Here is a 25,224-nt window from a genome sequence, read left to right on the forward strand (position 1 = left end):
AGCTATGATAGAATGAGAATGTGCATGAAAGGAGAATAAAGATGAATAGTTCTTGGCGTTTTTTTATCGTAGTCGAGGCTTTATTATTACTATTTGCAGTTTGGCAAATTGTGAACAACGTAGAATTACTTCTTCTCGTATTGTTTGGTGCATTGAACATATATTTAGCATTAAGAAAATATCCACGATCTGGATTTCGAAATTTTCAATTGATTATAGGGAGTTTGATCGTTTTCTTTAGTTTAGTCAATAGCCCTGCACTATGGTTGATGGCAGTATTTGCGATCTTGTTTATCGGACTAAAAGGGGTTGAAATTTCTGGGATTGATCTAACAAAAAATACCTTTTGGCGAAAGAAACAGATGATCATGGTACAAACCGATCAATTAAAAACACATAATAATGAACGAAAAAAACAACAATTATTTGGAAATCAACGTATTGGTAATGATGTTTATGAATGGGATGACATCAATATTGCTTTAATTTCAGGGGATACGATCATTGATCTTGGCAATACATTGTTACCAAAGGATGATAATATCGTTATTGTGCGAAAAGGAATTGGCAGAACGAGAATTTTGGTACCTTTAGGGATTGCCATCAGTTTAGAGCATGCGACACTTGTTGGAAATGTTTTATTTGAAGAGGAACAATTTTCATTAAAAAATGAATCCATCAAAATTTATAGTAACGATTATGATGAAAACCCAAGACGGTTAAAAATCATCACGAATACATTACTTGGTGACGTTGAGGTGATACGTGTATGATGAGCAGATTATCAAAATTAATGATGGCAATCTATGCCTCAGCGGCTTCTTTTTTAATCATCTTGTTTTCGTTGTTCACTTATTTTTATGCAAGTAACCAAACGAATTGGTGGCGTGCCATTTTAAGTGCAAGACTATTGTATGTGCCGCTGATTTTTCATTTGTTTGCTATTGCCTTAGGTGTCGGATTAGTGGTTTTTTTGATAGTATCACTTATCCAAAAAGCAAAGTATGGTAAAATTGAAGAAAAATTAAGAGCATTATCTTCTGGTAATTATGAGTCTAGTCATTTGAATGAACCCATTCCCAGTGCAAATGATGATATTTATGTACAAGATATTGATAAAGAAATAACCAAAATAAAAGAAAAAATGATTGAAGTTTCTAGTGAACTACAAATTATCACTAGCAGACCCCAGTATGTGGATGGACAGACAAGAGAGGAAATCTTAGAACTAGAAAGGCATCGTTTAGCCCGGGAACTCCATGATTCTGTCTCACAACAATTATTTGCAGCGATGATGATGATGTCTGCTTTAACAGAACAAGCCGAAAAAACAGATAGTTCAGAAATATTTCGCAAACAATTACGTATGGTTGCTGATATCATCAATGCTTCTCAATCTGAAATGCGCGCGCTCCTACTTCATCTTCGCCCAGTGAATCTGGAGGAGAAGAGTTTGAAACAAGGAATTGAGCAATTATTAAAAGAACTACAAAATAAAATTCAAATTTCATTGAAATGGGAGATCGAAGACGTAAAATTGTCCAATTCGATTGAAGATCATCTTTTTCGTATCGTGCAAGAATTATTATCCAATACCTTACGTCACGCTAAAGCAAATGAATTAGAAGTTTATTTACACAAAATCAATAATAACTTATTGTTACGAGTGATTGATGATGGTACCGGGTTTAATATGAACGAAACGAAAACAGGTAGTTATGGATTAAATAATATTAGGGAACGAGTAGCAGGTATTGGTGGAACAGTTAAAATTATTAGTTTTAAAGGACAAGGCACCAGTATTGAGATCAAAGTTCCTTTGATCAAGGAGGCATAATTGAAAATGATACAAGTATTACTCGTAGATGATCATGAAATGGTTCGCTTAGGAGTTTCCTCTTATTTATCGATTCAAGAAGACATTCAAGTGATCGGTGAAGCAGAAAATGGTCGAGAAGGCTATGAAAAAGCAATGGAATTACGACCTGATGTGATTTTGATGGATCTTGTTATGGAAGAAATGGATGGGATTGAATCAACTAAAGCTATTTTAAAAGACTGGCCTGAAGCAAAAATAATTATTGTGACCAGCTTTATCGATGATGAAAAAGTTTATCCAGCCATTGAAGCTGGTGCAGCGGGATATCTATTAAAAACTTCTACCGCTCATGAAATTGCAGATGCGATCAGAGCAACTCAAAGAGGGGAACGAGTGTTAGAACCTGAAGTAACAACAAAAATGATGGAAAAAATAAGTAAGAGAAACGAGCCAATTCTTCATGAAGAATTGACAAAACGCGAAAATGAAATCCTGATGCTGATAGCAGAAGGAAAAAGCAATCAAGAGATCGCAGATGAATTATTTATTACTTTAAAAACAGTCAAAACCCATGTCTCAAATATATTAGCAAAATTAGAAGTAGAAGATCGAACGCAAGCAGCTATTTATGCTTTCAAACATGGATTAGTTAAATAAATTGTTTATTCTACAAAAGAAAGCTTACTTTCGTTTTTAGAAAGCCTTTGCTATACTTAAATAAAATAGGTAAGGGAGGAAGCAAGTGAAACAAAATTTTGCAATTGTCGGGCTTGGACGATTTGGTGGCAGTATTTGCCGAACCTTAGTTGAAGCAGGACAAGAAGTATTAGCTATTGATAGCAATGAAGATCGAGTCAATGAATATATGAATATCGCTACTCATGCAGTTGTAGCAAATGCACAAGATGAAATGACATTGCGTTCACTAGGAATCAGAAATTTTGATCATGTGATCATTGCAATCGGTGAAGATATCCAAGCAAGTATCCTCGTTACATTAATGGTCAAAGAGATGGGAGTTCCCAACATCTTAGCTAAAGCTCAAAATGAATATCATGCAAGAGTGTTAGAAAAAATCGGAGCAGATCGTGTGGTTCACCCGGAAAGAGATATGGGGATTCGTATTGCTCATAATCTTGTTTCAAAAAATATATTGGATTACTTAGAACTATCGGATCAATTTTCTCTTGCAGAAATTCGAGTTTCTAATCCCAAATTTTTTAATAAAACATTAGCGGAGCTGAATTTTAGGCAACGTTATGATCTAACAGTTGTAGCAATTCGACGCTTTGATCGTTCGGTCGTTGTTTCACCTTCAGCAGATGAATATGTCAGAGAAAATGATAATTTATTAGTAATTGGGGAAACCGAAGATGTAGATATATTAGACGATAAAATGAATCAATAAGGAGATGCAGGAATGAAATTATCAGTAACAGATAATGCACGTAAATGGTTCGAAGAGGAAGTAACTATCCCTGAAAATTATGGGATTCGTTTTTTTGGGAAAGTCTACGGCAAGACAGAAGTACATGATGGTTTTTCTATCGGAATGTCTGTCGAACAGCCTGAACGACCAATCAAAGAAGAAACCATTGACGGGATGCTGTTTTTTATTGAAGAAGCAGATGACTGGTTTTTCAAGGGGTATGATCTTGTTGTTGATTATGATGCATCTTTAAATGAGCCAACTTATCATTTCAAAGAACAATAAAACAAAGGAGCGTTTCTTTAGCTACCATTAGCTTGGAAAACTCCTTTTTTATATTTACCTCTTTTTTCATAAGACTGAGTCACGAAACACTTGATTACAATTAGTAATAGAAGGGATGCGTAACTAAGATGGCAGAAAAAATTATTTATTTAGATCGAGGATTTAGACAAGAATTTATTGATAAAATGACTGAATTAGCGCCTAATTATGTCATAAAAACTGAGCTTGAACCTACAGATTTGATGAATGTTGAAATTAGTTTAGGGTGGAATCGCCAATACGAAAGAGAGCTATTAGCATCTCCAGGGTTAAAATGGGTACATTCGATCTCGGCAGGGGTAGACACTTTACCACTAACGGCATTTTCTGAAAAAGGGATCTTACTTTCAAATGGTAGTGGTATTCATAGTGAATCAATAGCTGAACACATCATGGGAGTGATTTTAGGCTATTCTCGAGGGCTGTTCCAAGCACAAAAAGCACAAGCAAAGAAAGAATGGTTAGGAACTCATGTCCATTATCAGCCATTAGAAAAACAAAAATTATTGATCATCGGAACGGGGCAAATCGGCAAGATGGTTGCTGAGAAAGCAGACAGCTTTTCTATGGTCAGTTATGGGATAAATACTACCGGGCATCCAGTAGAAGGATTCAGTCAAACGTATTCCTTAAACGAAGTGGAAAAAGTAGTAGCTGATATGAATATCATTGTAAATATTTTGCCTCTGACAGAGCAGACTAAGGGCTTCTTTAATTATGAATTATTCAAAAAATTCGCTTCCCATGCGTTATTCATCAACGTTGGACGTGGGGCTTCTTTAAAAACAGCTGATTTAGTTCAGGCATTAAATGAAGAACAACTCGCCTTTGCAGCATTGGATGTTTTTGAAGAAGAACCATTACCTGAAAAAAGCCCATTGTGGGAAATGGATCAAGTATTGATTACGCCGCATATCGCTGGCTTAACCTCAGATTTTCAAAATAAGTTAATGACAATCTTTCTAGCCAATCTTAAAAGCTATGTCACAAATCAAGAGCTTAAGATAAATGAAGTGGCATTACAAAAAGGATATTGATCCTTACTTAGAAAAATAGTTGACATTAAAAAACGACTTTCTTTGACTAGCGTTGCCGCCTAATCGAAGAAAGTCGTTTCCTATGTTTGACATTCGTGAACTACATCATTTGGCTTTTTGGCCAGCCTTTTACCGCCTGTGCAAAAATAAAAAGTCCTGCTATTGCGATAAAAGCACTTGTGTCAAAAGCCGGTAAGAAAATCATTAAGATCGTGGCTAAGACTGTTGGTAGGGTGATTGAATAGATCATCGTTTTTAAACAATCAAGAAATGAAGCGCCAGTCAAACGTAAGCGTGCATAAATATAAGCTGCAAAATTAGCTAAAAGTAAAGTAACGATTAAATTCAAAAAGCTTGGATAAATAGAAATTAAGAAAGTCACTATCTTGATCCAAAATGGAATTGTTGCTTCACTTAAGGTTGTACGCAATTGTTTTCCTGTTAGATTTTTTAAGGCATCATTTTTATAGTCAAGTTCAAGTGAGTTATTGTTTAGAAAAGTAGTACCGGTATTAGGCAAAGCTACGACGAGTTTATTTTTTAGTAGTCCAACACTAAGAAAATTTCCGACTAAGTCAGAAGTAATATCTTTTTCAGATCGTTTGCCTTCCGGATCAAAAGTAAAGATGATAGAATTTGTTTGATAGATGAAACCTTCATGATCTGCTGCATCAATTTTCCCGTTTTTTATGGAAAAATCTGGAATCTTGGTGGCAATTTTCTGACCATCTTGTTTGATGTTTTCTAGCACTTGAAACACTTGATAGGAAATAGGCAAAGCCATGATGATGCTAAGGACCAAAAGATAAAGAACCGATTTAGCAAACGGGGTTTTTCTAGCATTTTTGAGCTCTTTAAATTGCGTGAATGAGCTGATAATTAATTGTTTTGTTGTCATAGTTACTCCTTCTATACATAATGTCATCATTAGCAATTCTAGCGAAGTCTTAGAAGAAATACAAGGGGAAATACCAATTGGCAATCTTCCTTTAAGGTTCATGTGAGAACCTGCTTTTATAAAAAATAACGAGAATGTTAAAATTTGCTAGTTACAAAGATGAATTTAAGGAATAAAGATGAAAACCAGAGACAAATAAGGTATGATGAATAAGAATTGATTAGTAAGGTAGGATGAACGATGAATTTTTATTATCGAGTGAGACAATTTTTAGAAGAAAAAGGTTACTGGGAAATATTTATTTACCTATTTTTTGGTGGTTTAGCAACAGTCGTGAATATCGTTACTTTTGCAATTGCATTACAGATGCTCCATCTAAGTATGCCGATAGCGAATACTATTTCTTGGATTTGTTCTGTTTTATTTGCTTTTGTAACGAACAAATTATGGGTATTTCATTCCAAGTCACCTAATTTTTTTCATTTAGTTATTGAATTTAGTAAATTTTTGTTCTATCGGATTCTTTCTTATGGTATGGATATGGGTTCCATGTTGCTGCTGATTCAGGTGATGCACACAAATGATTATGTGGCTAAGATTATTACCCAAGTCATCGTGGTAGTCGCCAATTATGTCTTTAGTAAATTGTTTATTTTTAAAGGGACAACCATTATTGAGGAAGAACTTCCTGAAAAAGAGAAGTAAAATCCACAGTAGGCATAATTTTTGAAGAATTCCTTGCTCTTTGTTACTCTTTGTAGTGTAGACACTATGAACAAACACATTGAGGAGGAATTTTTTTATGACTTACACATTACCAGATTTACCATATGCATTCGATGCGTTAGAACCTTATATCGATGAAGAAACGATGCACTTGCATCATGACAAACACCATAATACTTATGTAACAAATTTAAATGCAGCGATTGAAAAACATCCAGAACTAGGTGAAAAAACAATCGAAGAACTACTTTCTGATATGGATGCTGTCCCTACAGATATCAAGACTGCTGTACGTAATAATGGTGGCGGACATGCAAACCATTCTTTCTTCTGGAAAATCATGGCACCAAATGCTGGTGGCGAACCAACTGGTGCAATTAAAGAAGCGATTGATGAAGCCTTTGGTGATTTTGCAACATTTAAGGAAGAATTTAAAAAAGCTGCAGCTGGCCGTTTTGGTTCAGGTTGGGCTTGGTTAGTGATGGAAAATGGTAAATTAGCGATCACTTCAACAGCCAATCAAGATTCACCATTAATGGAAGGCAAAACACCTATTTTAGGTTTAGATGTTTGGGAACATGCGTATTATTTGAAATATAAGAATGTACGACCTGATTACATTGAATCTTTCTGGAACGTTGTGAACTGGGAAGAAGTAAACAATCAATTATCAACTGCCAAATAATCATTTTCAAGCCTAAAAAAAAGAATGAAAAATAAATTGAGCAAGTCTTGCGAGCGTTTTCTAAATTCGGTATAATATTTATGCAAGGTTTCTTGCAAGAACTTTTTTGGAGGCTATACATTTATGGAACATGGAACAGTTAAATGGTTCAACAATGAAAAAGGATTTGGGTTTATTACAGTAGACGGCGGAGACGATGTGTTCGTACATTTTTCAGCAATTCAAGGAGACGGCTTCAAGAGCTTAGAAGAAGGTCAAGAAGTTGAATTTGCAATTGTTGAAGGCGCACGTGGCCCTCAAGCTGCTGAAGTGACTAAATTATAATAACTTGTTGAAGAAAAGCCCGCTTAGCGGTCTATTCAAATAATAAAAAGAAGATGGCGTCTGCCATCTTTTTTTTATTTTATAAAAACCCAAGTTAGTTATTCGTTGACTAGTTTCTTGATTTTTTGGCTTAATAGATAAATCTGCTCACTAGACATATCAGTCGGAGCGACTAAACACGGGATTGTTTCTTCATAGGTCAGGATCTTTAACGGCATATCGGTTGTTCGAATGATTAAGTCTGGCTCAAACAAAAGATCATTTGTAAAAACCACATTTAAGTAAACTCGTAATTGTTCTTGCAACATACTCATATAACTCAGTTCAATACTTAATGGCAAGTCACTTTCGTACTTTATCTTTATTTCTTTATCAAAGTATGTTGGAGAAGTAATGATCATAAAAGCTTCGATCAAATGACAGGATTGTACCCAATACAGCTCTTGTTGCTGTTTTTGGAATTGGGAAGCTAATTGATTGATTTCTCGATTGAATGCTGGGTAATTTTCTTCTACAAAGACTGATAAGTCATGTTTAATGGTGGAAAATCGGTGGAACAACAGCCCGCTCATCCCGTTGGCAAAGATCGTACTATTTAGTAATTTTTTCTTTAGGTTGATTTGTGTAGATTTAAACCCAATTTCATAAATATAGCTATAGAAACTATTTTGAAATTGTTTGATCGCTGTGGCTTTTTTTAGATGGAATTTCATGGCTCGTTCTAAGTGATCATCTTTTAAATAAAAAGCTGGGCGTGCTTGTAACCAAAGAAATAAAAATTGGACTTCCAAAAGATCGAGCTTGGCTTTCACGCTCATTCGTTTAAGGAAATGGGTAATCTCTTCAAAGCTATCCCAAATCTCTTCTGTAAAATCAGGAAGTTCTCTCTGATTCATCTGATTTCCTTGTGCTGATCGGACGAAAGTGATAGCAATAATAAAGCACCATTCAATCATTTTCAGTTTATTTGGTTTTTGTTTTGTCAGCTGAAAAGCATACTCAATCCCTGCAAAGGTTTCATGAAAATCAACGGTTGGAAAGGGCCAAACGACCCCTTGATAGTATTGCCACAAAAATAAATAAATAAGATAACGGACTTGTGGTTCACTACCTTTGAGATACACGAAGCCTTTTGAAGTCTTTAATTGTAATTGATAGGTAGTAAGCAACTGATTGATTCGAGTAAGATGTCTTCTTAAGGAGGGAATACTAATCTTTTGCTCTGTGGCAAAGGAAACCAGATCAACTCTAGGTTGAAGACAAAGGTCTTTTAACAATTGAAAGATGGCGGAATGTTCCAAGATTTTTAGTAGTAATAGTTGATACTCACTGATCGTTCCAGAAAAAGTGAAGCCTTTTGTACTTTTTGTGATGTGATCGTCAGATAAAACCTTAAGATAGTCACATTGATGAAGCACAGAACGTTTGTCACAATGAGCTGTTTTCGATAATTCCTCTAACGTACAAGTAACTTGTGAGCGATATAAGTTGTCCAAGATCGTTAATTGGACTTGGATATTCCTTTCTAACATGACAGAGAAATTCATTTATTTTTCCCTCCTATATTTTTATACTCGAAATTTTCCGAATGACAAATTATTAAATTTTGTCATTTTTTTTTACGAAAAATGAGAAAAAAATTTATTATAATCATTTTTTATAAAAAATAGCCAAAAAAATAAGTGAAAAATACGTTATTTTAATTTGGGCTGTTAGTTTTTTTCATGAATGTACAGATAGAGAAATTCCTTAATGACATTATAATTTATCCAAGCATAAAAACGAAATGTTATGCAATATTTTTACATATTTGCTACAGTTCCTTTTTATTTTTAAAATAATAAAGTTATTTTAAAAAGATTAAAACTTAATAATAGATTTTTAATTTAACGATTGCTAAAATCTTTGTAACTTAAGTTAACTGAAGTTTTTTCAGAAAGATATCTTTTTGACAAAAAGAAAGGAGGCCAGTTCCTAGCGGAAATAATTGTTGTTAGTGATTGATTAAGTGGGGGATAAAGCATAAGTAAATAATGGAAGCATCTAAGGGGGAAAAAAATGAAAAAGGATTATAAAAAAAGTATGGATCAAAAAGCTAGAGCTAAACGTCGATCCAAAAAATACTTATTAGTAGGAACGTCTATTGCTGCAGGGATGCTGTTGGGGACAGCACCTATTTCAATTGCTACACCGTTGTTTACTGTGGGTTCACAACAAGTATATGCTGACTTGATTAGTGGCCAGTTGTTCAATAATCTAACGACGTCTAATACCAGTGGAACAACAGCAAGTGCACCTTTTCCATTGGCTGGAACGACTCGTAATGTTGATTTTGTTATTTCAGCTAATAATGGGATTGATCTAAGTGTTCTAAATGGCTCGAGACGAGCAGTTTTAGCAATCCCAACTGAAATGCAAGGTTTAGTTAATCCAAATGGGACGGGTACTTTCCAAACAGATATTTTGTTACCAGGAGAAGAACTACAACCACTATTGTCGATTGTAGATGGGGCGGTAACTACCCTAGTGTCTGCTGTTGAAAACATTGTTAACCTTAACCCGTTGGCATCAGTCAATTTAGATGAAGTGTATGCTCAACTAGCATTATTAGAGAACCTTAGTACATTGACGTCAGCTGAAGTAGCTTTGAATCTTCAAATGCAAGGGGACGAATATATCTATGGTGAATTAGATGGCTCATTAGAAACAATTATTCGAGAAGGGCTGACTGAAATTTTAGATGGAATCAATGATGCTGTCCAAGCAATCCAAGCGACACCGAATGCAGGAAGCGGTGCTCTTGGTACGATAGCAGCAGGTACGATCAATACAGCGTTGTCCGCAACGATTAAACCAGCGTTTAATCTTACTTTTGCTACTGCAACAGGTTTAGTTGGTGTGGGGTCATCATTGATTGGAACATTAGCTGATGCGAGCGTATTAGGTGAAACGACGGTCACGATTCCGACATTGATTCAGGATCCTAATTATAGTGATTTAGCGGCAGCCGGAGTAGATATGTCTGTTCCTTATGAAGCTGGCTTCGTTGGAAATATTGTAAAAGCAGATGTTTTATCTATCGATATCGCCTCTAGCTCTGATGGCTATTCGCCAGTTTTTTATCAAGCTGCTGAAGTAACACCACCATATAATGTTGTTGTTACAGGGAACTCAACTGATGGTTATGAAGTAACTGGGATGGCAGATCCTAATGCAACAGTTCGTATTTATGATCAAGAGAATAATTTGATTGCAGAAGGACAGGCTGATGAAAATGGAAACTTTACGATTCCAATTGCAGCCACAGATGTGTCACCTTTAGAAGACATCCAATTAATCGCGTATGATGAAAATGACAATCCAAGTTTACCAGCTGCTGCTGTGATCCCAGACGATGAAGAAGCCGACGCCGATGCTGACGCTGATGCGGATGCGGATGCAGACGCCGATGCTGATGCAGACGCCGATGCAGATGCAGATGCAGATGCCGATGCTGATGCTGATGCAGACGCCGACGCCGATGCTGATGCTGATGCGGACGCCGATGCCGATGCCGATGCGGACGCCGATGCCGATGCCGATGCAGACGCCGACGCTGATGCAGACGCCGATGCCGATGCAGACGCCGATGCAGACGCCGATGCGGATGCAGACGCTGATGCAGATGCCGATGCCGATGCCGATGCTGACGCCGATGCCGATGCCGATGCCGATGCCGATGCGGATGCGGACGCCGATGCGGATGCCGATGCTGACGCTGACGCTGATGCCGATGCCGATGCGGATGCCGACGCCGACGCTGATGCGGATGCGGATGCCGATGCTGATGCTGATGCGGACGCCGATGCCGACGCCGATGCCGATGCGGATGCCGATGCGGATGCGGACGCCGATGCGGATGCGGATGCAGATGCTGACGCTGATGCAGATGCAGACGCCGATGCCGATGCGGATGCCGACGCCGATGCGGATGCTGACGCCGATGCGGATGCAGATGCTGACGCTGATGCTGATGCTGACGCCGACGCTGACGCTGATGCCGACGCTGATGCTGACGCCGATGCGGACGCCGATGCCGATGCAGATGCCGACGCTGATGCGGATGCAGATGCAGATGCAGATGCAGATGCAGATGCTGACGCCGATGCCGATGCTGATGCTGATGCTGATGCAGATGCCGATGCGGATGCCGACGCTGATGCGGATGCAGATGCTGACGCCGATGCCGATGCCGACGCTGACGCCGACGCCGACGCTGATGCAGATGCGGACGCCGATGCGGATGCCGATGCTGACGCCGACGCTGATGCAGATGCTGACGCCGATGCCGATGCGGATGCTGACGCCGATGCTGACGCTGACGCCGACGCCGACGCCGATGCCGACGCCGATGCCGACGCTGATGCCGACGCTGATGCAGATGCAGATGCCGACGCTGATGCCGATGCGGATGCAGATGCAGATGCTGACGCCGATGCGGATGCGGATGCTGACGCTGACGCCGACGCTGATGCAGATGCTGACGCTGATGCCGACGCCGACGCTGATGCCGATGCCGACGCCGATGCCGACGCTGACGCTGATGCCGACGCCGATGCCGACGCCGATGCCGATGCTGACGCTGATGCGGATGCGGATGCCGACGCTGATGCGGATGCCGATGCAGATGCCGACGCTGATGCAGATGCTGACGCCGACGCCGATGCTGACGCCGATGCGGATGCCGATGCTGACGCTGATGCCGATGCCGATGCCGACGCTGATGCGGATGCCGATGCAGATGCCGGCATGGGAAGTGCAGGAAATGGTACAGATACGGATCAGAACGGCGACCCAGGAATGGTGCCAATCAATACTTCTGGTGGATCAGGTTCAAATCCACCACAATTACCTTTGCACTATGGTGGGACAAGTCATACAAAACCATTGAATTACCATGACGGCTCAACACTAAAAATGTATCCTAAAACCTCTGATACGGTAAGTTCATCTGTTTCTTGGTTAGGTGGCTTAGTATCGTTGATTTCGGGAATGGGTATTTGGAAAATGAAAAGAAATAAAAAGAATAACTAATAATTAACGGAGAGGTTATAACTATAGAAATAGATTTAAAAATCATAATGGATGTAGTTATAACCTCTTTATTCTTGATAGGGGTGAGTCTATGCCAGTTCAAACAGATAAAAATGATTTAGCAACCATCCAAGAAGTACTTGAAAAAGTAGTCATTCATACGGAGAAAAAATTATTAATCGTATCCGTAGGAGATTTTAGTAAGCGTGGTAAGACTTATGAATTTTACGGAAACAATCTAAAAACAATTTGGAATAATTTTCTAACAGCTTATCGAACCTATCATTTTGAGACAGAAACGTATCTGAGGTTGGATGTAGTGACGAAAGAAGAGCAAGTTGATATTCAACAAGTCAAAGAACGGTTAAACAAAATAAAAAGGAATAATTACATCGATTTTAATTTGCGAATAGATGGAATCAGAAAAAGAAGTTTTTTAAAAGAAGAATTAGTAGCAAATGCAATCATTAAACCAAGTAAAGCACATATAGTTGGAAAAAATCATCCTGAGTTACACATTGATTCCCAAAATTACCGTGGCTATGTCAAGCGTAAATATGGACGTGAAGAAAGTGATTTAAGCTACTTAGAGCGTTCAAAGTGTTATTTTTTTGAAACAGCCTCCTTCTATTTTGAAAATGGTGAAGTATTCCCTTTGAAAGATTATGGCAATGGCAATCAAGTCAGAGAAGTGACTACAGAAAATCTTGATGATATTACGGAACTAGTGATTGAACAAGGAACGAATTATTTAACCAAACAGTTGACTCCTACTGGTAAATTCATTTATGGCTATTATCCTTGCTATGATCAGTTACTAAAAGGGTATAATTCGGTTCGCCATTTTTCATCTTTGTACGCATTAGCTGAATCGGCAGAATATTTATCCGACCAGGAATTGATGCAACGAGTCAAAGAAGGATTACTATGGGGATTGGAAAATCTTACTTCTGAAGTCAATGGTCAGCTGTTGATTAAAGATTACTTGAATAAAAAAGTAGAGTATAAGTTAGGAGCCCAGGCGACAGCAATCTTGGCTTTAGCAAAATATTCAGAAGTGACTAAAGAGACCATCTTTCATAGTTCCCTTAGTCGTTTAATCACGACTGTTTCAGAAAAATTTATCACTCCAGATGATCAGACGATCCATGTGTTGAATGCCGAATTAATGACAAAAGAGCGTTTTAGAATTATTTATTATGATGGTGAAATTCTGTTTTCCCTCTTAAGAGCACATGCGATTTTAAAACAAATTGAGATTTTTGAGATTTGTGAAGGATTGATGGAACAATTTGTCGCAAATAATTATCAAAAATACCATGACCACTGGTTAAGTTATGCAACGAATGAGATGCTTAAATATCAAGAAAAAGATACTTACTATGAATTTGGTATTAAGAATGCAATGGTCAACATCAACTTTATCGATCAACGAGATACAGCTTATCCAACCATGCTTGAGTTACTAGTAGCAGCCTCAAAAATGATCAGCAAATTAGAAAGAAGTCCCTTAAAAGATAAGCTTTTTCCGATAGAAAAAGAATTTTTTGAAACGAAAGCACGAATCAATACGGTAATGAAAAAAAGAGTGTTACATGAAATCACAACAGGAGTCATGTTTCCAGAGTTTGCACAGTTTTTCAAACAACCGCAAGTGATCAAATATGGTTTTTTTGCGCGTCATGATCGTTTCCGTATGAGAATAGATGATGCAGAGCATTTTCTATCTGGTTTGATCAATTACTTATGCCTTTAAAAAGAGAAGAGGAGTGAAGATAATGGTTGGTTATATTCGATTTGCTGCTTTAGCATTGATTGGTCTTTCCTATTTAGGGTTTCGGCTGAAAAAGAAAAAAGACCATCAATCAGAAACTTTAGAAAATGATTGGAGTCAGTATCAAAAAAATGAAGAGGGGTTGTATCCTTGGGAAGAAGATCAAGATGACTCGCCACAGAGAATTGAAAAAACAGCAACAAGGTATGTGAATCAAGCAAGACCAAGACGAGGAAAATGGTAGAGAGAATCTAGAACAAAGTAGGTGTAAAAGAATGTGGAAGATCCAAGAATTATTGGCTGATATCGATGGTGCGTATTTACAAAAGTACGACCATCTTGATCAAATAATTAACAACTTTGAGTACTTTTCTGGACATTTAAACAAAAGAACCAATTATAATACCACAGCATTTGTTTGTTTGACACCAGAAAGAAGAAGTTACATCAATCGAAAGACAGTGGCTTGGCGAGATGGGAACGAGCAAATCAAAGGAAGGGAAAATGAGTTTGGTTTAATCATTACTGAAATCCCCATTGATGACCCAGCTGTGAGAACGCCTCAATTTATTGTTAAAAATAGTTGGGAATTTTTACTACAAATTTCAGAGAAAATCCGAAGCAATTATTTACAACCAATTGTAGCAATCACTGGTTCGGCAGGAAAAACATCCACACGAATGATGATCTCACATTTATTCCAAAATGAAAAAGTGTTAGAAAATCGTGGGAACCACAATGTACGTTTTGCGATTCCTCTATATCTAAGCAAGCTAATAAGTGAGCCAGATATGTTGAACTTAGAAGTCTCTGTCAATGCGTTGAACTCTTATGACACTGGATCAATGTCTAATTTAGTGCAACCAGAGATTGCGATTGTAACCTCAATTGGAGAAGCACACCTTAGTTCATTAAAAGATACTATCGGAGTGGCACGACATAAGGCAAAAATTTTTGAAGGACTGAAGCAAGATGGCACTGCAATCATCAATACAGATATTGGTGAGGAAGAACTAGCGATTCTAATGACAGCAGCCAAAAAAAGAACAGCAGAGATTCTCACGTATTCTTTGTATGATCAAACAAAGGATGTCTTCTTAATTGAAACGAGACAAGAAAGAGAGTATTGTGAAATTTTATTTTCTTTTTTAGGACAAGAATTTTCGATGAACTTGTCAGTTGCTTCTGCAGGTATGATTTCTAATGCTTTTGCTGCTTTATTGACAGTCTGGAAAATAAAAGGCGACATTCGATCGTATCTGCCAGCATTTACTACATTTAAGCCATTGTCTAAGATTCTCGATAAAACGAATTATGCTTCCTTGAATGGAACGAATTTCACATTTATTGACGACACCCATAATGCTTCTTTGCCTGCGATGAAAAATGCTATCGATTATTTTGATGAAGTTCGAACCTTTTATCAAGGAAAAAGTATTTTGGTACTTGGACAGATTGCTGACTTAGGAAGTACTGCACAAGTAATCCATGAATCACTGAAAGATTCGATGGAACATTGTGGAGCAGATCATATCTTAGGTTATGGTGAGCATTTTAAAAAGATTTTTGAGGAAGAACAAATACAAGATCAACGATTCAAATGGGTCGCTACTTTACAAGAGTTAAGTGATTATCTAGAGGAATTACTAATCGAAGACAGTCTAATTTTAGCGAAGGGGTCTGTAACAGGGAGTGATTTTCATGATATAGATCGTTACATCCGTAAAATCGCTAATAAAAAACAGTTAAAAGCTGTATAAAATAGGTGGTATCAATTTGTAAAAAAGAGACAATGTCTGCTGAATGGCATCGTTTCTTTTTTTGCAAATAAAACGACAGATCCAAGATGACCATTGTAATTAAGAAAGAGAACGAGTAAGAGGCATTTCAGTACTTCAAAATAAAAGCGTTTTGAAATACTTAGATTCAAGCTTTTCTCTGTAATGATGCTATGGTATGATAATTAAGAATTCAAAAAATTACATATTAATTAGTTTTTTATTCACGACTATTTTTTTAAAGTTTTATTATGATTAAATAGGTAGTTTGCTGATTTATTAGTTGTATGAGAAAATATTTTAAGAAAATGTGAGATAGAGGTGCATTATGAAGCGGTGGCAAAAAGTCGTAATAGCTTTACTGGGAATTCTCGTTGTTTTTATTGGCGGAGTCTCAGCTTATGGAATTAAACTCATGGGTGAAGCAAACCAAACAGTCAATCAAATATCCAAGGGATCGAATCGTCAGTCAACAAAGCGTAAAGATAAAGTGAGTATTGACGATAAAGAACCTTTTTCTGTCCTTTTGTTAGGACTGGATACTGGCGGATTAGGTAGAACCGAACAAGGAAGATCGGATACAATGATGGTGGTAACGGTGAATCCCCAACAAAAAAAATCAACGATCGTCAGCTTAGACCGTGATATCTATACCAATATCGTTGGTCATGGTACTGTTGATAAGTTGAATCACGCCTATGCTTTTGGAGGCGTTGAAATGGCCATGGACTCAATCGAACAGTTACTCGATATCCCCATTGACCATTATGTAACCATTAATTTAGATGGAATGGAAGATTTGATCAATGCTGTCGGAGGTGTGGAAGTCAATAATAAAATTGATTTTACATTAGATGGTGTTCATGTTCCTGTAGGTAAACAAGTATTAGATGGTAAGAAAGGCCTTGCTTATTCACGGATGCGTCACGAAGATCCTAAGGGGGATATCGGACGTCAAGCACGACAGCGTGAAGTCGTTACCAAAATTGTTAATAAAGTATTGAGTTTAGATGGTGTCAGCAATTATCGGAAAATTTTAAAAGCGGTCGAAAAAAATGTCACAACTGACCTAGATTGGGATGATATGCTAGATGTAGCAACCAATTACACACCAGCATTTGAAACGATCAAACAAGATCAATTGCAAGGTAAAGATGCAACCATTGATAGTATTTACTATCAAATTTTAGGTGAAAATGATTTATTAAGTATCCAAAACGAATTGAAAAAACAATTAAACATCAAACCAAGTAAGACATTACCTAATTTAAAAAATGACAATGCTTCTATCATGTTCTACAATGACTCGCAATCCGCTGAAGATTCGAACGAGACTGCGACAAGTGAGAATAACTCAACTTATTCAGGAAATTCGCAAACAACAAATCAGTACAACGAGTATAATCAAGAATACAATCAAAGCGCCGATCAAAATTATGATCAGTACGGCAATCAGAACTACAATCAGAATTACAACCAAAACAATGAACAAACTTACCAACAAGAAAATAATGAACAAGGATATAATTATGGAAATGGGTATTAAGTAAAAAAAGCATTCGCAACAGTCATAACCGACTGTGCGGATGCTTTTTTTTTACTAGTTTAAAAATAAAATAGAATAGTTGAGAAGCGTAGCAAATAATACCCAGAGATAATATGGTACCAGTAACCACATCACTAAGCGATAGTGGTTCCATAGTTGATAAAGCAGTATGGAGAGAAGGACCACTAATAAAGTAATATCTAGTGCAGCAATCAAGGTGTTTTGCAAGTTGAAAAACAAAGCAGACCAGATAAAATTACATACAAATTGAATAACAAATAATGTAATTAATTTTTGTTTGACTCTTTTGTTTTTCATTACCAATAGTAAATATAACGAAATTCCCATTAAAATGTACAGCACTGTCCACATAGGACCAAAGATCCAACTAGGTGGTGCAAAAGGAGGTAGCTCAAGTGAATAATAATAACTACCTGGATTACCACTTAGTATCCCCGATAAGAAACCTAAAATCACTATGCCAACAGTACAAACCCAAAAACGATAATCTTTCAGTATAGCCATATTGTTTTAACTCCTTTCTATAATTCTAGTTTACCATGAACGTTTTAAACATACTTGAATTTGATTTGGAAGGTTATACTTTTGGTTTAGTTATTTTAAATCAGTTATTATATTAGAATATTAACCCCTATCTCTTATTGAATAAAGAAAAGCATTGTCGTTGTAATGTTGTAACTCCGAACATTATTAAAGAAAATAGTCAATTAGATTAAATAACGTTAATTGTTAAATTTATTGTTATTTTTGATGTTATTTATCTGATAAGATAATATATGTAATCGATTACAAAACAGATGATAATAGCACTGATCACGAGAGGAGAAGAAGATATGGGAAATAAAAGAATCAAAAAAATGTTAGCGGGAGCAGCTCTTTGTAGTCTGATGATTGCGCCATTATTATTGAATATGGAAGAGGCGTTTGCGACAGAACAAAGTACGAACAAGCAAGCTGGTTTTGGCGTTGGTCAAGGGATCAAATGGGCGGATCAAGTAGTAGCACCATTTGTCGATATGACGGCATATGTTTCAGGCAGCAATCTATCAAATAACGGAGCGCTTAATTTAGCTGCAGTGGCAAAAAGCACTGGACAAAAATTCTTCAATTTAGGATTCATGCAATCAAGAGGTATTAAAAATGGCAAGATCGACTGGGCCTGGGGTGGATTTGGAGGCTTAAGCGAAAGTGATAGCGATCAATGGCAATATGAAGGAATCAAAAAATCCATTCGTGAATTAAGAGAAGTTGGTGGCGATGTTGCTGTATCATTTGGTGGTCTAAATTCTGGCGCATTTTGGGAAACAACACAAGATTCAACCATTTTAGCAAATGCTTATAAAGAAATTATTGATGGTTATGGATTAACTCGTGTTGATTTCGACGTAGAAGCTGGGGCAATGAATTATGCGCATAATTTAGCTAATGCTAAAGCGATTAAAAAAGTCCAAGATGAAACAGGTGTTAGTGTGACCCTTACATTACCAGTGATGGACTTTGGATTGGTATCTACAGGTTTATCTGTCTTGCAAGCCTATCTTGAGGCAGGTGTTGATCTAACTACCGTTAATATCATGACGATGTGTTACGGTAGCGTTGTTCCCGATTATGCGCAAGGTTCACTAGATGCAGTGGACAATACGAAAAAACAATTACAAGATTACTACAAACGTTATGCGAACAAAACGTTAACTGATGCTCAAGCTTATGCTAAATTAGGAACAACCCCTTCCGTTGGATTTGAAGGAGACACACATCCATACTTTACAACTGATATGTTCAATAAAATCGTCCAACATGCAAAATCAAGAAAACTCGGGATGGTTTCTTATTGGTCAATGAACCGTGATGCCATGGTCGATGGTGGTCAAGGTCAAGTCAAAAATCAATATGAGTTCTTAACTGTTGCCCAACAATTCACTGATGGAACGACTGGTGGAGAAAATGACCCAGTAGAAACGCTAACTAAACCATCAATTCCGGTAAATTTAACTAGTAGTAATGTTACGCAAAATTCAGTGACTTTAAACTGGACTAATAATGCTTCAAAAGAAAAAGTCACTCATTATGAAGTTTATCGAAACAATATTCGCATCGCTACAAGTGCAACGAATACATTTAAAGATCAAAATTTACAAGCAAATACAACCTACAGCTATAAAATTAAAGCAGTTAACGCTGCAGGAACCTCTGACTTTAGCCAAGCAATCTCAGTGAAAACCACAAGTGAAAGTACGCAAGGTGATACTTGGGTTATCGGAAAATCATATAAAATAGGCGATATCGTTACTTATAAAGGACATCGTTATCGCTGTATCCAAGCACATGTATCAAATAGTGGCTGGCAACCAGATATTACAGAAGCTTTATGGGTAAGAATCTATTAAAAGTTATAAAAGCATAATGTTTGATTCTTTTCTTAAAAGCGCTTACAATGAACCTATCAATGAATGGGAGGTTCATCATGAAAAAGGTTAATATCTTAATGTTTGTTGGCGTTGTTATGTTAGGTTTGTTTGGATTCGGTGCATCTGGCTATGCTCATGGCTATATTACCTCACCTGGAAGTCGTGCTTATTTCGGAACTGCAGCAGCTGGTAATTTGAACCAAAATGTTGGACGAGCAGAGTGGGAGCCACAAAGTATTGAAGCACCAAAAAATACCTTTATTGATGGGAAAATAGCAAGTGCTGGGGTTACTGGATTTGAGCCACTAGATGAGCAAACAGCAACTAGATGGCATAAAAATATCATCAATACTGGCAACTTGAATATTACTTGGTTTTTAACTGCGCAGCATAGTACAAGTACTTGGGATTACTATATCACTAAAACTGGTTGGAATCCTAATGCACCATTGAAAATCAGTGATTTTGAATTGATATCAAAAATTGATGACAAAGGTGCAAGACCGCCACAAACTGTCAAACAAACAATCAATATTCCAAAAGATCGCAAAGGCTATCACGTGATCTTGGCTGTATGGAATATTAGTGATACAACCAATGCTTTTTATCAAGTAATTGATGCGAATATTCAATAATAAAACATAAGAATCTTTTGGGTTCAATTTCAGCGAATATGTGCTAGAAATACCAATTATTCAAAGACAAGTGTAGGAGACTGAGGCAAAACTTGCTTCAGTCTCTTTATTTCTAAAAATGTGTAAATGGTGTTCAATCATCAGCTCCTCGAAATAAGCCTGAATTTTTCAAAACATGAGAAGCTGTTTCGAGATTTTCATCTTTAAATTTGAGAAGCAGTTTTCGGAAATTCGTTCTAAATTCTTGATGCTAAACATTGTTGTTTCAACCTTCTTTTGTTCATGAGTGAATGATTTTGGTTAAGGAAAGGTTTAATGTATGATAGAGCTACAACAATGCTTCATTAAATGGAGTATTGGTAGTTTTTAGTAGGGGGAAAAGTATGATGAGATTTTTTAAGAAGAATACGCAAGATACAAGCGATGAAACTAATCATGTTGCACCACTTGCTAAAGAAACACTTGACCAGCAAGAGTTCGACTCTTTCTTTGCTGAAGTGTTAAAAAAAATGCCACAAAAATCAGCTAGAGTGATCCTTAATGCTTATGACCAATCGAAAATCGTAGCAGAAAAAATCCTTGCAAAAAATCAAGCAAAATTTGATCATGTATTTAAAGATTTCTTAAAAGGAGTCGATGAAACGACACGCAAAAAAAGTCATAGGATCATTCACGCGGCTTCGTTAACAGCTGCAATCATCGGTTGCTCTCCAATCCCTTTTTCAGATGCGTTTTTATTAGTTCCAGTTCAATTGACTATGATGGCTCGGCTACATAAACTTTTTGGACAACCTTGGTCAGAAAGTTTAGGGAAAAGTGTTTCTAAAGAACTTGTAGTAGTCAGTTTAGGAAGAAGTGCTGTCGGAAATATTGTCAAATTTGTACCAGCAGTTGGAACTGTTACAGGGGCAGCGATCAATGCCACTGTTGCAAGTGCCATCACCGAATCACTAGGGTGGACCACCGTAAAGATGCTGAATGATGGGGAAGATATATTTGAACAAGTCATGTCATTCAAAGGACAATCCCAGACATTGTTTCGTGCATTAAAAAGTATCAAAAAGTAAATATTTAGTGGATAAATTGAATTAGTAAGAATTAAAAAAGTGGACAATCATGAACTATTGCATAACAAAAACATCCAAAACACAGAGCTGTGTTTTGGATGTTTTTTATTTACTTAGGTTGGGTTAAGTCAGACGAGCAGAAAAAGTACCGAAAAAAGTTCAGCTAATTTTTGCTGGTAACACTTGATCTTCTAGTCAATTTTACAACGACTTCACATCGAGCCGTTTGGGGAAACATATCCACTGACTGCAAATATTCCACTTTGAATTTCTTACTTAATTGTCCCAGATCTCGTGCTAAGGTTGAGACGTTGCAGGAAATATATACTAATTTCGTTGGCGGATAGTTGAGGATCGATTGAATCAACTGGGGATCAAGCCCTGTACGAGGGGGATCGACAATGATCCCATCTGGTTCAAATCCTTCTTCAAGCCATTTTGGTAATAATTCTTCAGCAGTTCCAACTTCATAATGGGTATTAGTATACCCTAAACGTTGAGCGTTTTTACGTGCATCATCAATAGCCTGAGGAATCACATCCATTCCACGGATTTCTTTCGCTTGTTTTGCTACACTTAAACCAATCGTTCCCACACCACAGTAAGCATCTACGATCGTTTCATTTGGTTGGATCGCGAGTGCTTTGATTCCTTCATTATAAAGGACTTCTGTTTGTTGCGGATTCAACTGGAAAAAAGCTCGTGGTGAGAGATCAAAAGTAACTTCATTGAGATGTTCTTCAATAGCATCTTTTCCCCAAAGGTGGATTGTTTCATCGCCCATTACGAGAGAAGTTTTAGCAGGTTGAACATTTTGCATGATTGAAACAACCTCTGGCAATTGTTGGTTAATGTCACGGATGATTGCATTTTTTTGTGGAAATTTTTGACTGCGAGTAATAAATACAACTTGTAATTCACCCGTTTTTATTCCAACACGTACCATGATCGTCCGAAAAATGCCACTATTGCTCCGTTCATCATAGATAGGAAGGTCATACTTATTCAATAACTCGACGACCGTATTCATCACTTTCTGTGTCTGTGGTTCTTGAACTAAGCAATCGATTAATGGCACAAGTTCATGGGAATTTGCTTGATATAGCCCAGCTTCGATTTGTTGTGTTTTCTTATTTTTTCTTAATTGGAATTGTGCTTTGTTTCGGTAATGCCATGGTTCTTCCATGCCAATCGTTGGACGTAATTCGTAAGAACGAAAGCCAGCCGGTTTGAATTTTTCTAGCGCTTGCATAAGCAAATCTTTTTTGAAATCAAGTTGTGCCTGATATGCTAAATGTTGAAGCTGACAGCCACCACATTCATAATACACTGGACAAGGCGCCACCACTCGATCCTTGCTTTGCTTTTTGACTTTGATTAACTGAGCTTCCGCATAGCGAGGTGTTGCTTTCGTGATCTTGACAAGGACTTCTTCTTTGGGCAGTGCATAAGGGACAAAGATGATCAAACGTTTGAAATAACCGATCCCTTCACCGTTGATACCCAGTCGTTTGATTTTTAAAGGGATGGTTTGGCCGTTTTTGACAATGGTTTCTGTCATAAGTATCTTCCTTTTTTCTAATAGTGTGGTTTTATTCTAACATATTATTAATAGCGATGGGGATTTTCTATGTTATGATAAGAATATACGTTCGAGGAGGTAACTCAATGATAACAGTTACTAGGATCAGTAAAGGCAAAGGTCCATTTTATCAAGTCGAATTATCTGAAGGAGATTCTTTGAAGGTTTCAGAAGATATCTTGGTGCGTTACCGCTTGTTAAAGGGACAAGAATTAACAGAAGAAACAGTTGAGGAAATCAAGAAAAGTAGTGGGTTTGACTTTGGTCTCCAACAAGCGCTCAATTATCTAAGTTATCAATTGCGTTCGGAAAAAGAAATTAGAACTTATTTGAAAGAAAAAGAGATTGAACTAGCTGACCGTAATAAGATCGTGGATCGTTTAAAGGAATTAGATTTGATCAATGACCTCGTCTATGGTGAAAGCTACGTGCGGACAAATGTACGACTAAGTGACAAAGGACCAAAAAAAATAGCTCAGCAATTACAACAAAAAGGTTTGAAACCGGAAATCATCGAGCAGGCGCTGTTGCAATATCCAGAAGAAGAACAAATAGTGATAGCATCGCAAACGGCAGAAAAATTATTCAATAAAAATCATGGGAAAAGTCATAAAGAACTTTTTAGAAAAATTCAACAAAACTTGATGACAAAGGGATTCACCCAAGAGGCGATCCAACAAGCCATCGCCCATTTACCACAAGAAACGGATGAAGACGCTGAATATGAAGCATTAGTTTCACAAGGGGATAAGTTATGGCGTAAAAATGAGAGATTTGAACCGAAAAAACGTAATTTAAAAATCAAACAAAGCTTATATCAAAAAGGATTTGATTTAGAAATGATCCAACGATTTATCGTAGAAAAGGAAGAAGCAAGTGAATAAAGAATGGGAAAAATGGACGGAAGAGGAAAACGCACAGTTTCAAACGCAATTTGTTGGCTGGTACGAAAAAGAAAAACGCAATCTACCTTGGCGCTATGATCGTGATCCTTATCGTATCTGGATTTCTGAAATCATGCTTCAACAAACCCGTGTAGATACGGTAATTGCTTATTTTTATCGCTTTATGGAATGGTTTCCGACGATTGAAGCGTTAGCTGCGGCACCAGAAGAAAAACTTTTAAAGGCTTGGGAAGGATTGGGGTATTATTCTCGCGTTCGAAATATCCAAGCTGCTGCCCAACAGATCATGACAGAATTTGATGGACGTATGCCACAAACACCAGAAGAAATCAGTTCATTGAAAGGGATTGGCCCTTATACTACAGGCGCTATTTCAAGTATTGCTTTTGGTTTGCCAGAACCAGCAATCGACGGGAATGTCATGAGAGTCGTGAGTCGCTTATTTTGTATTGAAGCTGACATCGCCAAAGCTTCTAGTCGGAAAATTTTTGATGAGGCGATGCGTAAGATCATTGATGAAAAGCATCCTGGTGAGTTTAACCAAGCAATGATGGATCTAGGATCGGCCATTTGTACACCTACTTCACCTAATTGTGAATCATGTCCGATCCAATCATTTTGCTTAGCTTACAAAAAAAATGAGCAAACCTCGTTTCCAGTAAAAACAAAGAAAGCCAAACCGAAAGATGTCTATTATGTGTGTGCAGCGATTCAAAATGAGGCGGGAGCCTATTATTTTGAGGAACGACATACGCAAAGGTTATTAGCAAACATGTGGACGTTCCCGATGGTCGAAGTCACAAAAGAGAAATACGAATGGTTGCAGGCTGAATGGGCTCAATCTCATGAACCAAGCTTATTCGATCAAGACAAAGTTGCAGAAGAAGAAACGGAGCTACCCTTTCATTTTAAAGAACAATTGATTTGGCAAAAGCGGCATTTGGGAGAGGTAACGCATATCTTTAGCCATTTGAAATGGCACGTATTACTATTTTACGGTCGAATACCTTCTCAATCAAATGACAAATTTCCTAAAACTGAAATAACACAATGGTTATTACCAGAAGACTTCGATAACGTGGCTTTTCCAAAAGTACAGGTCAAATTAAACGAACAATTAGAGAAAAATCGAAACAATAGTAATCCTTTCTAGGCAAAGCTCTTTTTTATTGATATAATAATTACGATGTCGG

At 37.4% G+C, this 25,224-nt stretch carries 23 protein-coding genes; 19 read left to right on the plus strand and 4 right to left on the minus strand.

The features are described from left to right. Positions 1-41 precede the first annotated feature (41 nt). The 6 genes from liaF (at position 42) to IGJ11_RS03890 (ending at position 4,609) form a co-directional block, all read left to right on the plus strand. Positions 42-773: a cell wall-active antibiotics response protein LiaF gene (liaF, locus tag IGJ11_RS03865; protein ID WP_010719720.1), complete on the plus strand. Its 732-nt coding sequence runs from the start codon at positions 42-44 to the stop codon at positions 771-773. Then, positions 770-1,837 (plus strand): two-component system sensor histidine kinase LiaS, encoded by a 1,068-nt coding sequence (gene liaS / locus IGJ11_RS03870; RefSeq protein ID WP_010719719.1) that lies wholly within the window; start codon positions 770-772, stop codon positions 1,835-1,837. The genes liaF and liaS overlap by 4 nt, the downstream gene beginning before the upstream one ends. Before the next feature lie 6 nt (positions 1,838-1,843). Beyond that, complete coding sequence (locus IGJ11_RS03875) at positions 1,844-2,476, plus strand: response regulator transcription factor (protein ID WP_010719718.1); 633 nt, start codon at positions 1,844-1,846, stop codon at positions 2,474-2,476. An 85-nt stretch (positions 2,477-2,561) separates the two neighbouring features. Beyond that, entirely contained in the window at positions 2,562-3,227 is a 666-nt protein-coding gene (locus IGJ11_RS03880; protein WP_010719717.1) for a potassium channel family protein, read from the plus strand. A gap of 12 nt (positions 3,228-3,239) precedes the next feature. Then, the gene (locus IGJ11_RS03885) at positions 3,240-3,533 is read left to right on the plus strand and encodes a HesB/YadR/YfhF family protein (protein WP_010719716.1); all 294 of its coding nucleotides are present in this window, start codon (positions 3,240-3,242) and stop codon (positions 3,531-3,533) included. 128 nt (positions 3,534-3,661) lie between these two features. Beyond that, the gene (locus IGJ11_RS03890) at positions 3,662-4,609 is read left to right on the plus strand and encodes a phosphoglycerate dehydrogenase (RefSeq protein WP_207433134.1); all 948 of its coding nucleotides are present in this window, start codon (positions 3,662-3,664) and stop codon (positions 4,607-4,609) included. A gap of 100 nt (positions 4,610-4,709) precedes the next feature. On the opposite strand, the gene IGJ11_RS03895 is transcribed toward IGJ11_RS03890, so the two are convergent. Then, on the minus strand, positions 4,710-5,507 hold the full coding sequence (locus IGJ11_RS03895; protein ID WP_025480226.1) for a DUF1189 domain-containing protein: 798 nt from the start codon (positions 5,505-5,507) through the stop codon (positions 4,710-4,712). A 240-nt stretch (positions 5,508-5,747) separates the two neighbouring features. Here IGJ11_RS03895 and IGJ11_RS03900 point away from each other — a divergent pair, with 240 nt between their 5' ends. The 3 genes from IGJ11_RS03900 to IGJ11_RS03910 all read left to right on the plus strand — a co-directional run bounded on the left by IGJ11_RS03900 (position 5,748) and on the right by IGJ11_RS03910 (position 7,242). Beyond that, entirely contained in the window at positions 5,748-6,212 is a 465-nt protein-coding gene (locus tag IGJ11_RS03900) for a GtrA family protein (protein ID WP_010719713.1), read from the plus strand. 97 nt (positions 6,213-6,309) lie between these two features. After that, positions 6,310-6,918 carry a superoxide dismutase gene (locus tag IGJ11_RS03905; protein WP_207433136.1) on the plus strand — a complete coding sequence of 203 codons (609 nt, stop codon included), beginning with the start codon at positions 6,310-6,312 and terminating at the stop codon, positions 6,916-6,918. A 123-nt stretch (positions 6,919-7,041) separates the two neighbouring features. Continuing rightward, the gene (locus tag IGJ11_RS03910; protein ID WP_010719711.1) at positions 7,042-7,242 is read left to right on the plus strand and encodes a cold-shock protein; all 201 of its coding nucleotides are present in this window, start codon (positions 7,042-7,044) and stop codon (positions 7,240-7,242) included. A gap of 98 nt (positions 7,243-7,340) precedes the next feature. On the opposite strand, the gene IGJ11_RS03915 is transcribed toward IGJ11_RS03910, so the two are convergent. Beyond that, positions 7,341-8,789: a helix-turn-helix domain-containing protein gene (locus IGJ11_RS03915; RefSeq protein WP_207433138.1), complete on the minus strand. Its 1,449-nt coding sequence runs from the start codon at positions 8,787-8,789 to the stop codon at positions 7,341-7,343. Positions 8,790-9,300: 511 nt separating this feature from the next. On the opposite strand from IGJ11_RS03915, the gene IGJ11_RS03920 reads away from it, so the two are divergent. From IGJ11_RS03920 to IGJ11_RS03940, 5 genes are all read left to right on the plus strand, one after another. Next, positions 9,301-12,315 (plus strand): adhesive domain-containing protein, encoded by a 3,015-nt coding sequence (locus IGJ11_RS03920; RefSeq protein WP_438772347.1) that lies wholly within the window; start codon positions 9,301-9,303, stop codon positions 12,313-12,315. A gap of 91 nt (positions 12,316-12,406) precedes the next feature. Beyond that, the gene (locus IGJ11_RS03925) at positions 12,407-14,071 is read left to right on the plus strand and encodes a hypothetical protein (protein WP_207433167.1); all 1,665 of its coding nucleotides are present in this window, start codon (positions 12,407-12,409) and stop codon (positions 14,069-14,071) included. Positions 14,072-14,093: 22 nt separating this feature from the next. Next, the gene (locus IGJ11_RS03930; protein ID WP_034698894.1) at positions 14,094-14,333 is read left to right on the plus strand and encodes a hypothetical protein; all 240 of its coding nucleotides are present in this window, start codon (positions 14,094-14,096) and stop codon (positions 14,331-14,333) included. Positions 14,334-14,364: 31 nt separating this feature from the next. Continuing rightward, positions 14,365-15,849, plus strand: a complete 1,485-nt coding sequence (locus tag IGJ11_RS03935; RefSeq protein WP_207433177.1) for a Mur ligase family protein — start codon at positions 14,365-14,367, stop codon at positions 15,847-15,849. A 346-nt stretch (positions 15,850-16,195) separates the two neighbouring features. Beyond that, complete coding sequence (locus IGJ11_RS03940; protein ID WP_010738153.1) at positions 16,196-17,413, plus strand: LCP family glycopolymer transferase; 1,218 nt, start codon at positions 16,196-16,198, stop codon at positions 17,411-17,413. A gap of 54 nt (positions 17,414-17,467) precedes the next feature. On the opposite strand, the gene IGJ11_RS03945 is transcribed toward IGJ11_RS03940, so the two are convergent. After that, entirely contained in the window at positions 17,468-17,938 is a 471-nt protein-coding gene (locus IGJ11_RS03945; protein WP_053765637.1) for a TspO/MBR family protein, read from the minus strand. Between the two features lie 329 nt (positions 17,939-18,267). Here IGJ11_RS03945 and IGJ11_RS03950 point away from each other — a divergent pair, with 329 nt between their 5' ends. From IGJ11_RS03950 to IGJ11_RS03960, 3 genes are all read left to right on the plus strand, one after another. After that, the gene (locus tag IGJ11_RS03950) at positions 18,268-19,821 is read left to right on the plus strand and encodes a carbohydrate-binding protein (RefSeq protein ID WP_178286514.1); all 1,554 of its coding nucleotides are present in this window, start codon (positions 18,268-18,270) and stop codon (positions 19,819-19,821) included. A 77-nt stretch (positions 19,822-19,898) separates the two neighbouring features. Continuing rightward, a complete protein-coding gene (locus IGJ11_RS03955; RefSeq protein ID WP_010719701.1) occupies positions 19,899-20,477 on the plus strand; it encodes a lytic polysaccharide monooxygenase auxiliary activity family 9 protein in 579 nt (192 codons plus the stop codon). Between the two features lie 386 nt (positions 20,478-20,863). Then, positions 20,864-21,544 (plus strand): YcjF family protein, encoded by a 681-nt coding sequence (locus tag IGJ11_RS03960; protein ID WP_207433213.1) that lies wholly within the window; start codon positions 20,864-20,866, stop codon positions 21,542-21,544. A 163-nt stretch (positions 21,545-21,707) separates the two neighbouring features. Here IGJ11_RS03960 and rlmD read toward each other — a convergent pair whose 3' ends face one another. Beyond that, entirely contained in the window at positions 21,708-23,105 is a 1,398-nt protein-coding gene (rlmD, locus tag IGJ11_RS03965; protein WP_010719699.1) for a 23S rRNA (uracil(1939)-C(5))-methyltransferase RlmD, read from the minus strand. Positions 23,106-23,212: 107 nt separating this feature from the next. Here rlmD and recX point away from each other — a divergent pair, with 107 nt between their 5' ends. Together recX and mutY are read left to right on the plus strand one after the other, a co-directional pair. After that, on the plus strand, positions 23,213-24,010 hold the full coding sequence (gene recX, locus IGJ11_RS03970) for a recombination regulator RecX (protein WP_207433179.1): 798 nt from the start codon (positions 23,213-23,215) through the stop codon (positions 24,008-24,010). After that, positions 24,003-25,184: an A/G-specific adenine glycosylase gene (mutY, locus tag IGJ11_RS03975; RefSeq protein WP_207433181.1), complete on the plus strand. Its 1,182-nt coding sequence runs from the start codon at positions 24,003-24,005 to the stop codon at positions 25,182-25,184. The genes recX and mutY overlap by 8 nt, the downstream gene beginning before the upstream one ends. Positions 25,185-25,224: the final 40 nt, after the last annotated feature.

Origin of the sequence: Enterococcus sp. DIV0691, assembly GCF_051711145.1 — a bacterium.
Classification (GTDB): domain Bacteria; phylum Bacillota; class Bacilli; order Lactobacillales; family Enterococcaceae; genus Enterococcus_B; species Enterococcus_B hirae.

Coding starts and splice junctions, on each gene's coding strand:
- IGJ11_RS03950 (WP_178286514.1), top strand. CDS start 18,268: ATGGGAAATAAAAGAATCAAAAAAATGTTAGCGGGAGCAGCTCTTTGT.
- IGJ11_RS03885 (WP_010719716.1), top strand. CDS start 3,240: ATGAAATTATCAGTAACAGATAATGCACGTAAATGGTTCGAAGAGGAA.
- IGJ11_RS03910 (WP_010719711.1), top strand. CDS start 7,042: ATGGAACATGGAACAGTTAAATGGTTCAACAATGAAAAAGGATTTGGG.
- IGJ11_RS03955 (WP_010719701.1), top strand. CDS start 19,899: ATGAAAAAGGTTAATATCTTAATGTTTGTTGGCGTTGTTATGTTAGGT.
- IGJ11_RS03900 (WP_010719713.1), top strand. CDS start 5,748: ATGAATTTTTATTATCGAGTGAGACAATTTTTAGAAGAAAAAGGTTAC.
- rlmD (WP_010719699.1), bottom strand. CDS start 23,105: ATGACAGAAACCATTGTCAAAAACGGCCAAACCATCCCTTTAAAAATC.
- IGJ11_RS03875 (WP_010719718.1), top strand. CDS start 1,844: ATGATACAAGTATTACTCGTAGATGATCATGAAATGGTTCGCTTAGGA.
- IGJ11_RS03930 (WP_034698894.1), top strand. CDS start 14,094: ATGGTTGGTTATATTCGATTTGCTGCTTTAGCATTGATTGGTCTTTCC.
- IGJ11_RS03940 (WP_010738153.1), top strand. CDS start 16,196: ATGAAGCGGTGGCAAAAAGTCGTAATAGCTTTACTGGGAATTCTCGTT.
- IGJ11_RS03960 (WP_207433213.1), top strand. CDS start 20,864: ATGAGATTTTTTAAGAAGAATACGCAAGATACAAGCGATGAAACTAAT.
- liaS (WP_010719719.1), top strand. CDS start 770: ATGATGAGCAGATTATCAAAATTAATGATGGCAATCTATGCCTCAGCG.
- IGJ11_RS03915 (WP_207433138.1), bottom strand. CDS start 8,789: ATGAATTTCTCTGTCATGTTAGAAAGGAATATCCAAGTCCAATTAACG.
- IGJ11_RS03890 (WP_207433134.1), top strand. CDS start 3,662: ATGGCAGAAAAAATTATTTATTTAGATCGAGGATTTAGACAAGAATTT.
- IGJ11_RS03935 (WP_207433177.1), top strand. CDS start 14,365: ATGTGGAAGATCCAAGAATTATTGGCTGATATCGATGGTGCGTATTTA.
- IGJ11_RS03920 (WP_438772347.1), top strand. CDS start 9,301: ATGAAAAAGGATTATAAAAAAAGTATGGATCAAAAAGCTAGAGCTAAA.
- IGJ11_RS03945 (WP_053765637.1), bottom strand. CDS start 17,938: ATGGCTATACTGAAAGATTATCGTTTTTGGGTTTGTACTGTTGGCATA.
- recX (WP_207433179.1), top strand. CDS start 23,213: ATGATAACAGTTACTAGGATCAGTAAAGGCAAAGGTCCATTTTATCAA.
- IGJ11_RS03895 (WP_025480226.1), bottom strand. CDS start 5,507: ATGACAACAAAACAATTAATTATCAGCTCATTCACGCAATTTAAAGAG.
- IGJ11_RS03905 (WP_207433136.1), top strand. CDS start 6,310: ATGACTTACACATTACCAGATTTACCATATGCATTCGATGCGTTAGAA.
- IGJ11_RS03925 (WP_207433167.1), top strand. CDS start 12,407: ATGCCAGTTCAAACAGATAAAAATGATTTAGCAACCATCCAAGAAGTA.
- liaF (WP_010719720.1), top strand. CDS start 42: ATGAATAGTTCTTGGCGTTTTTTTATCGTAGTCGAGGCTTTATTATTA.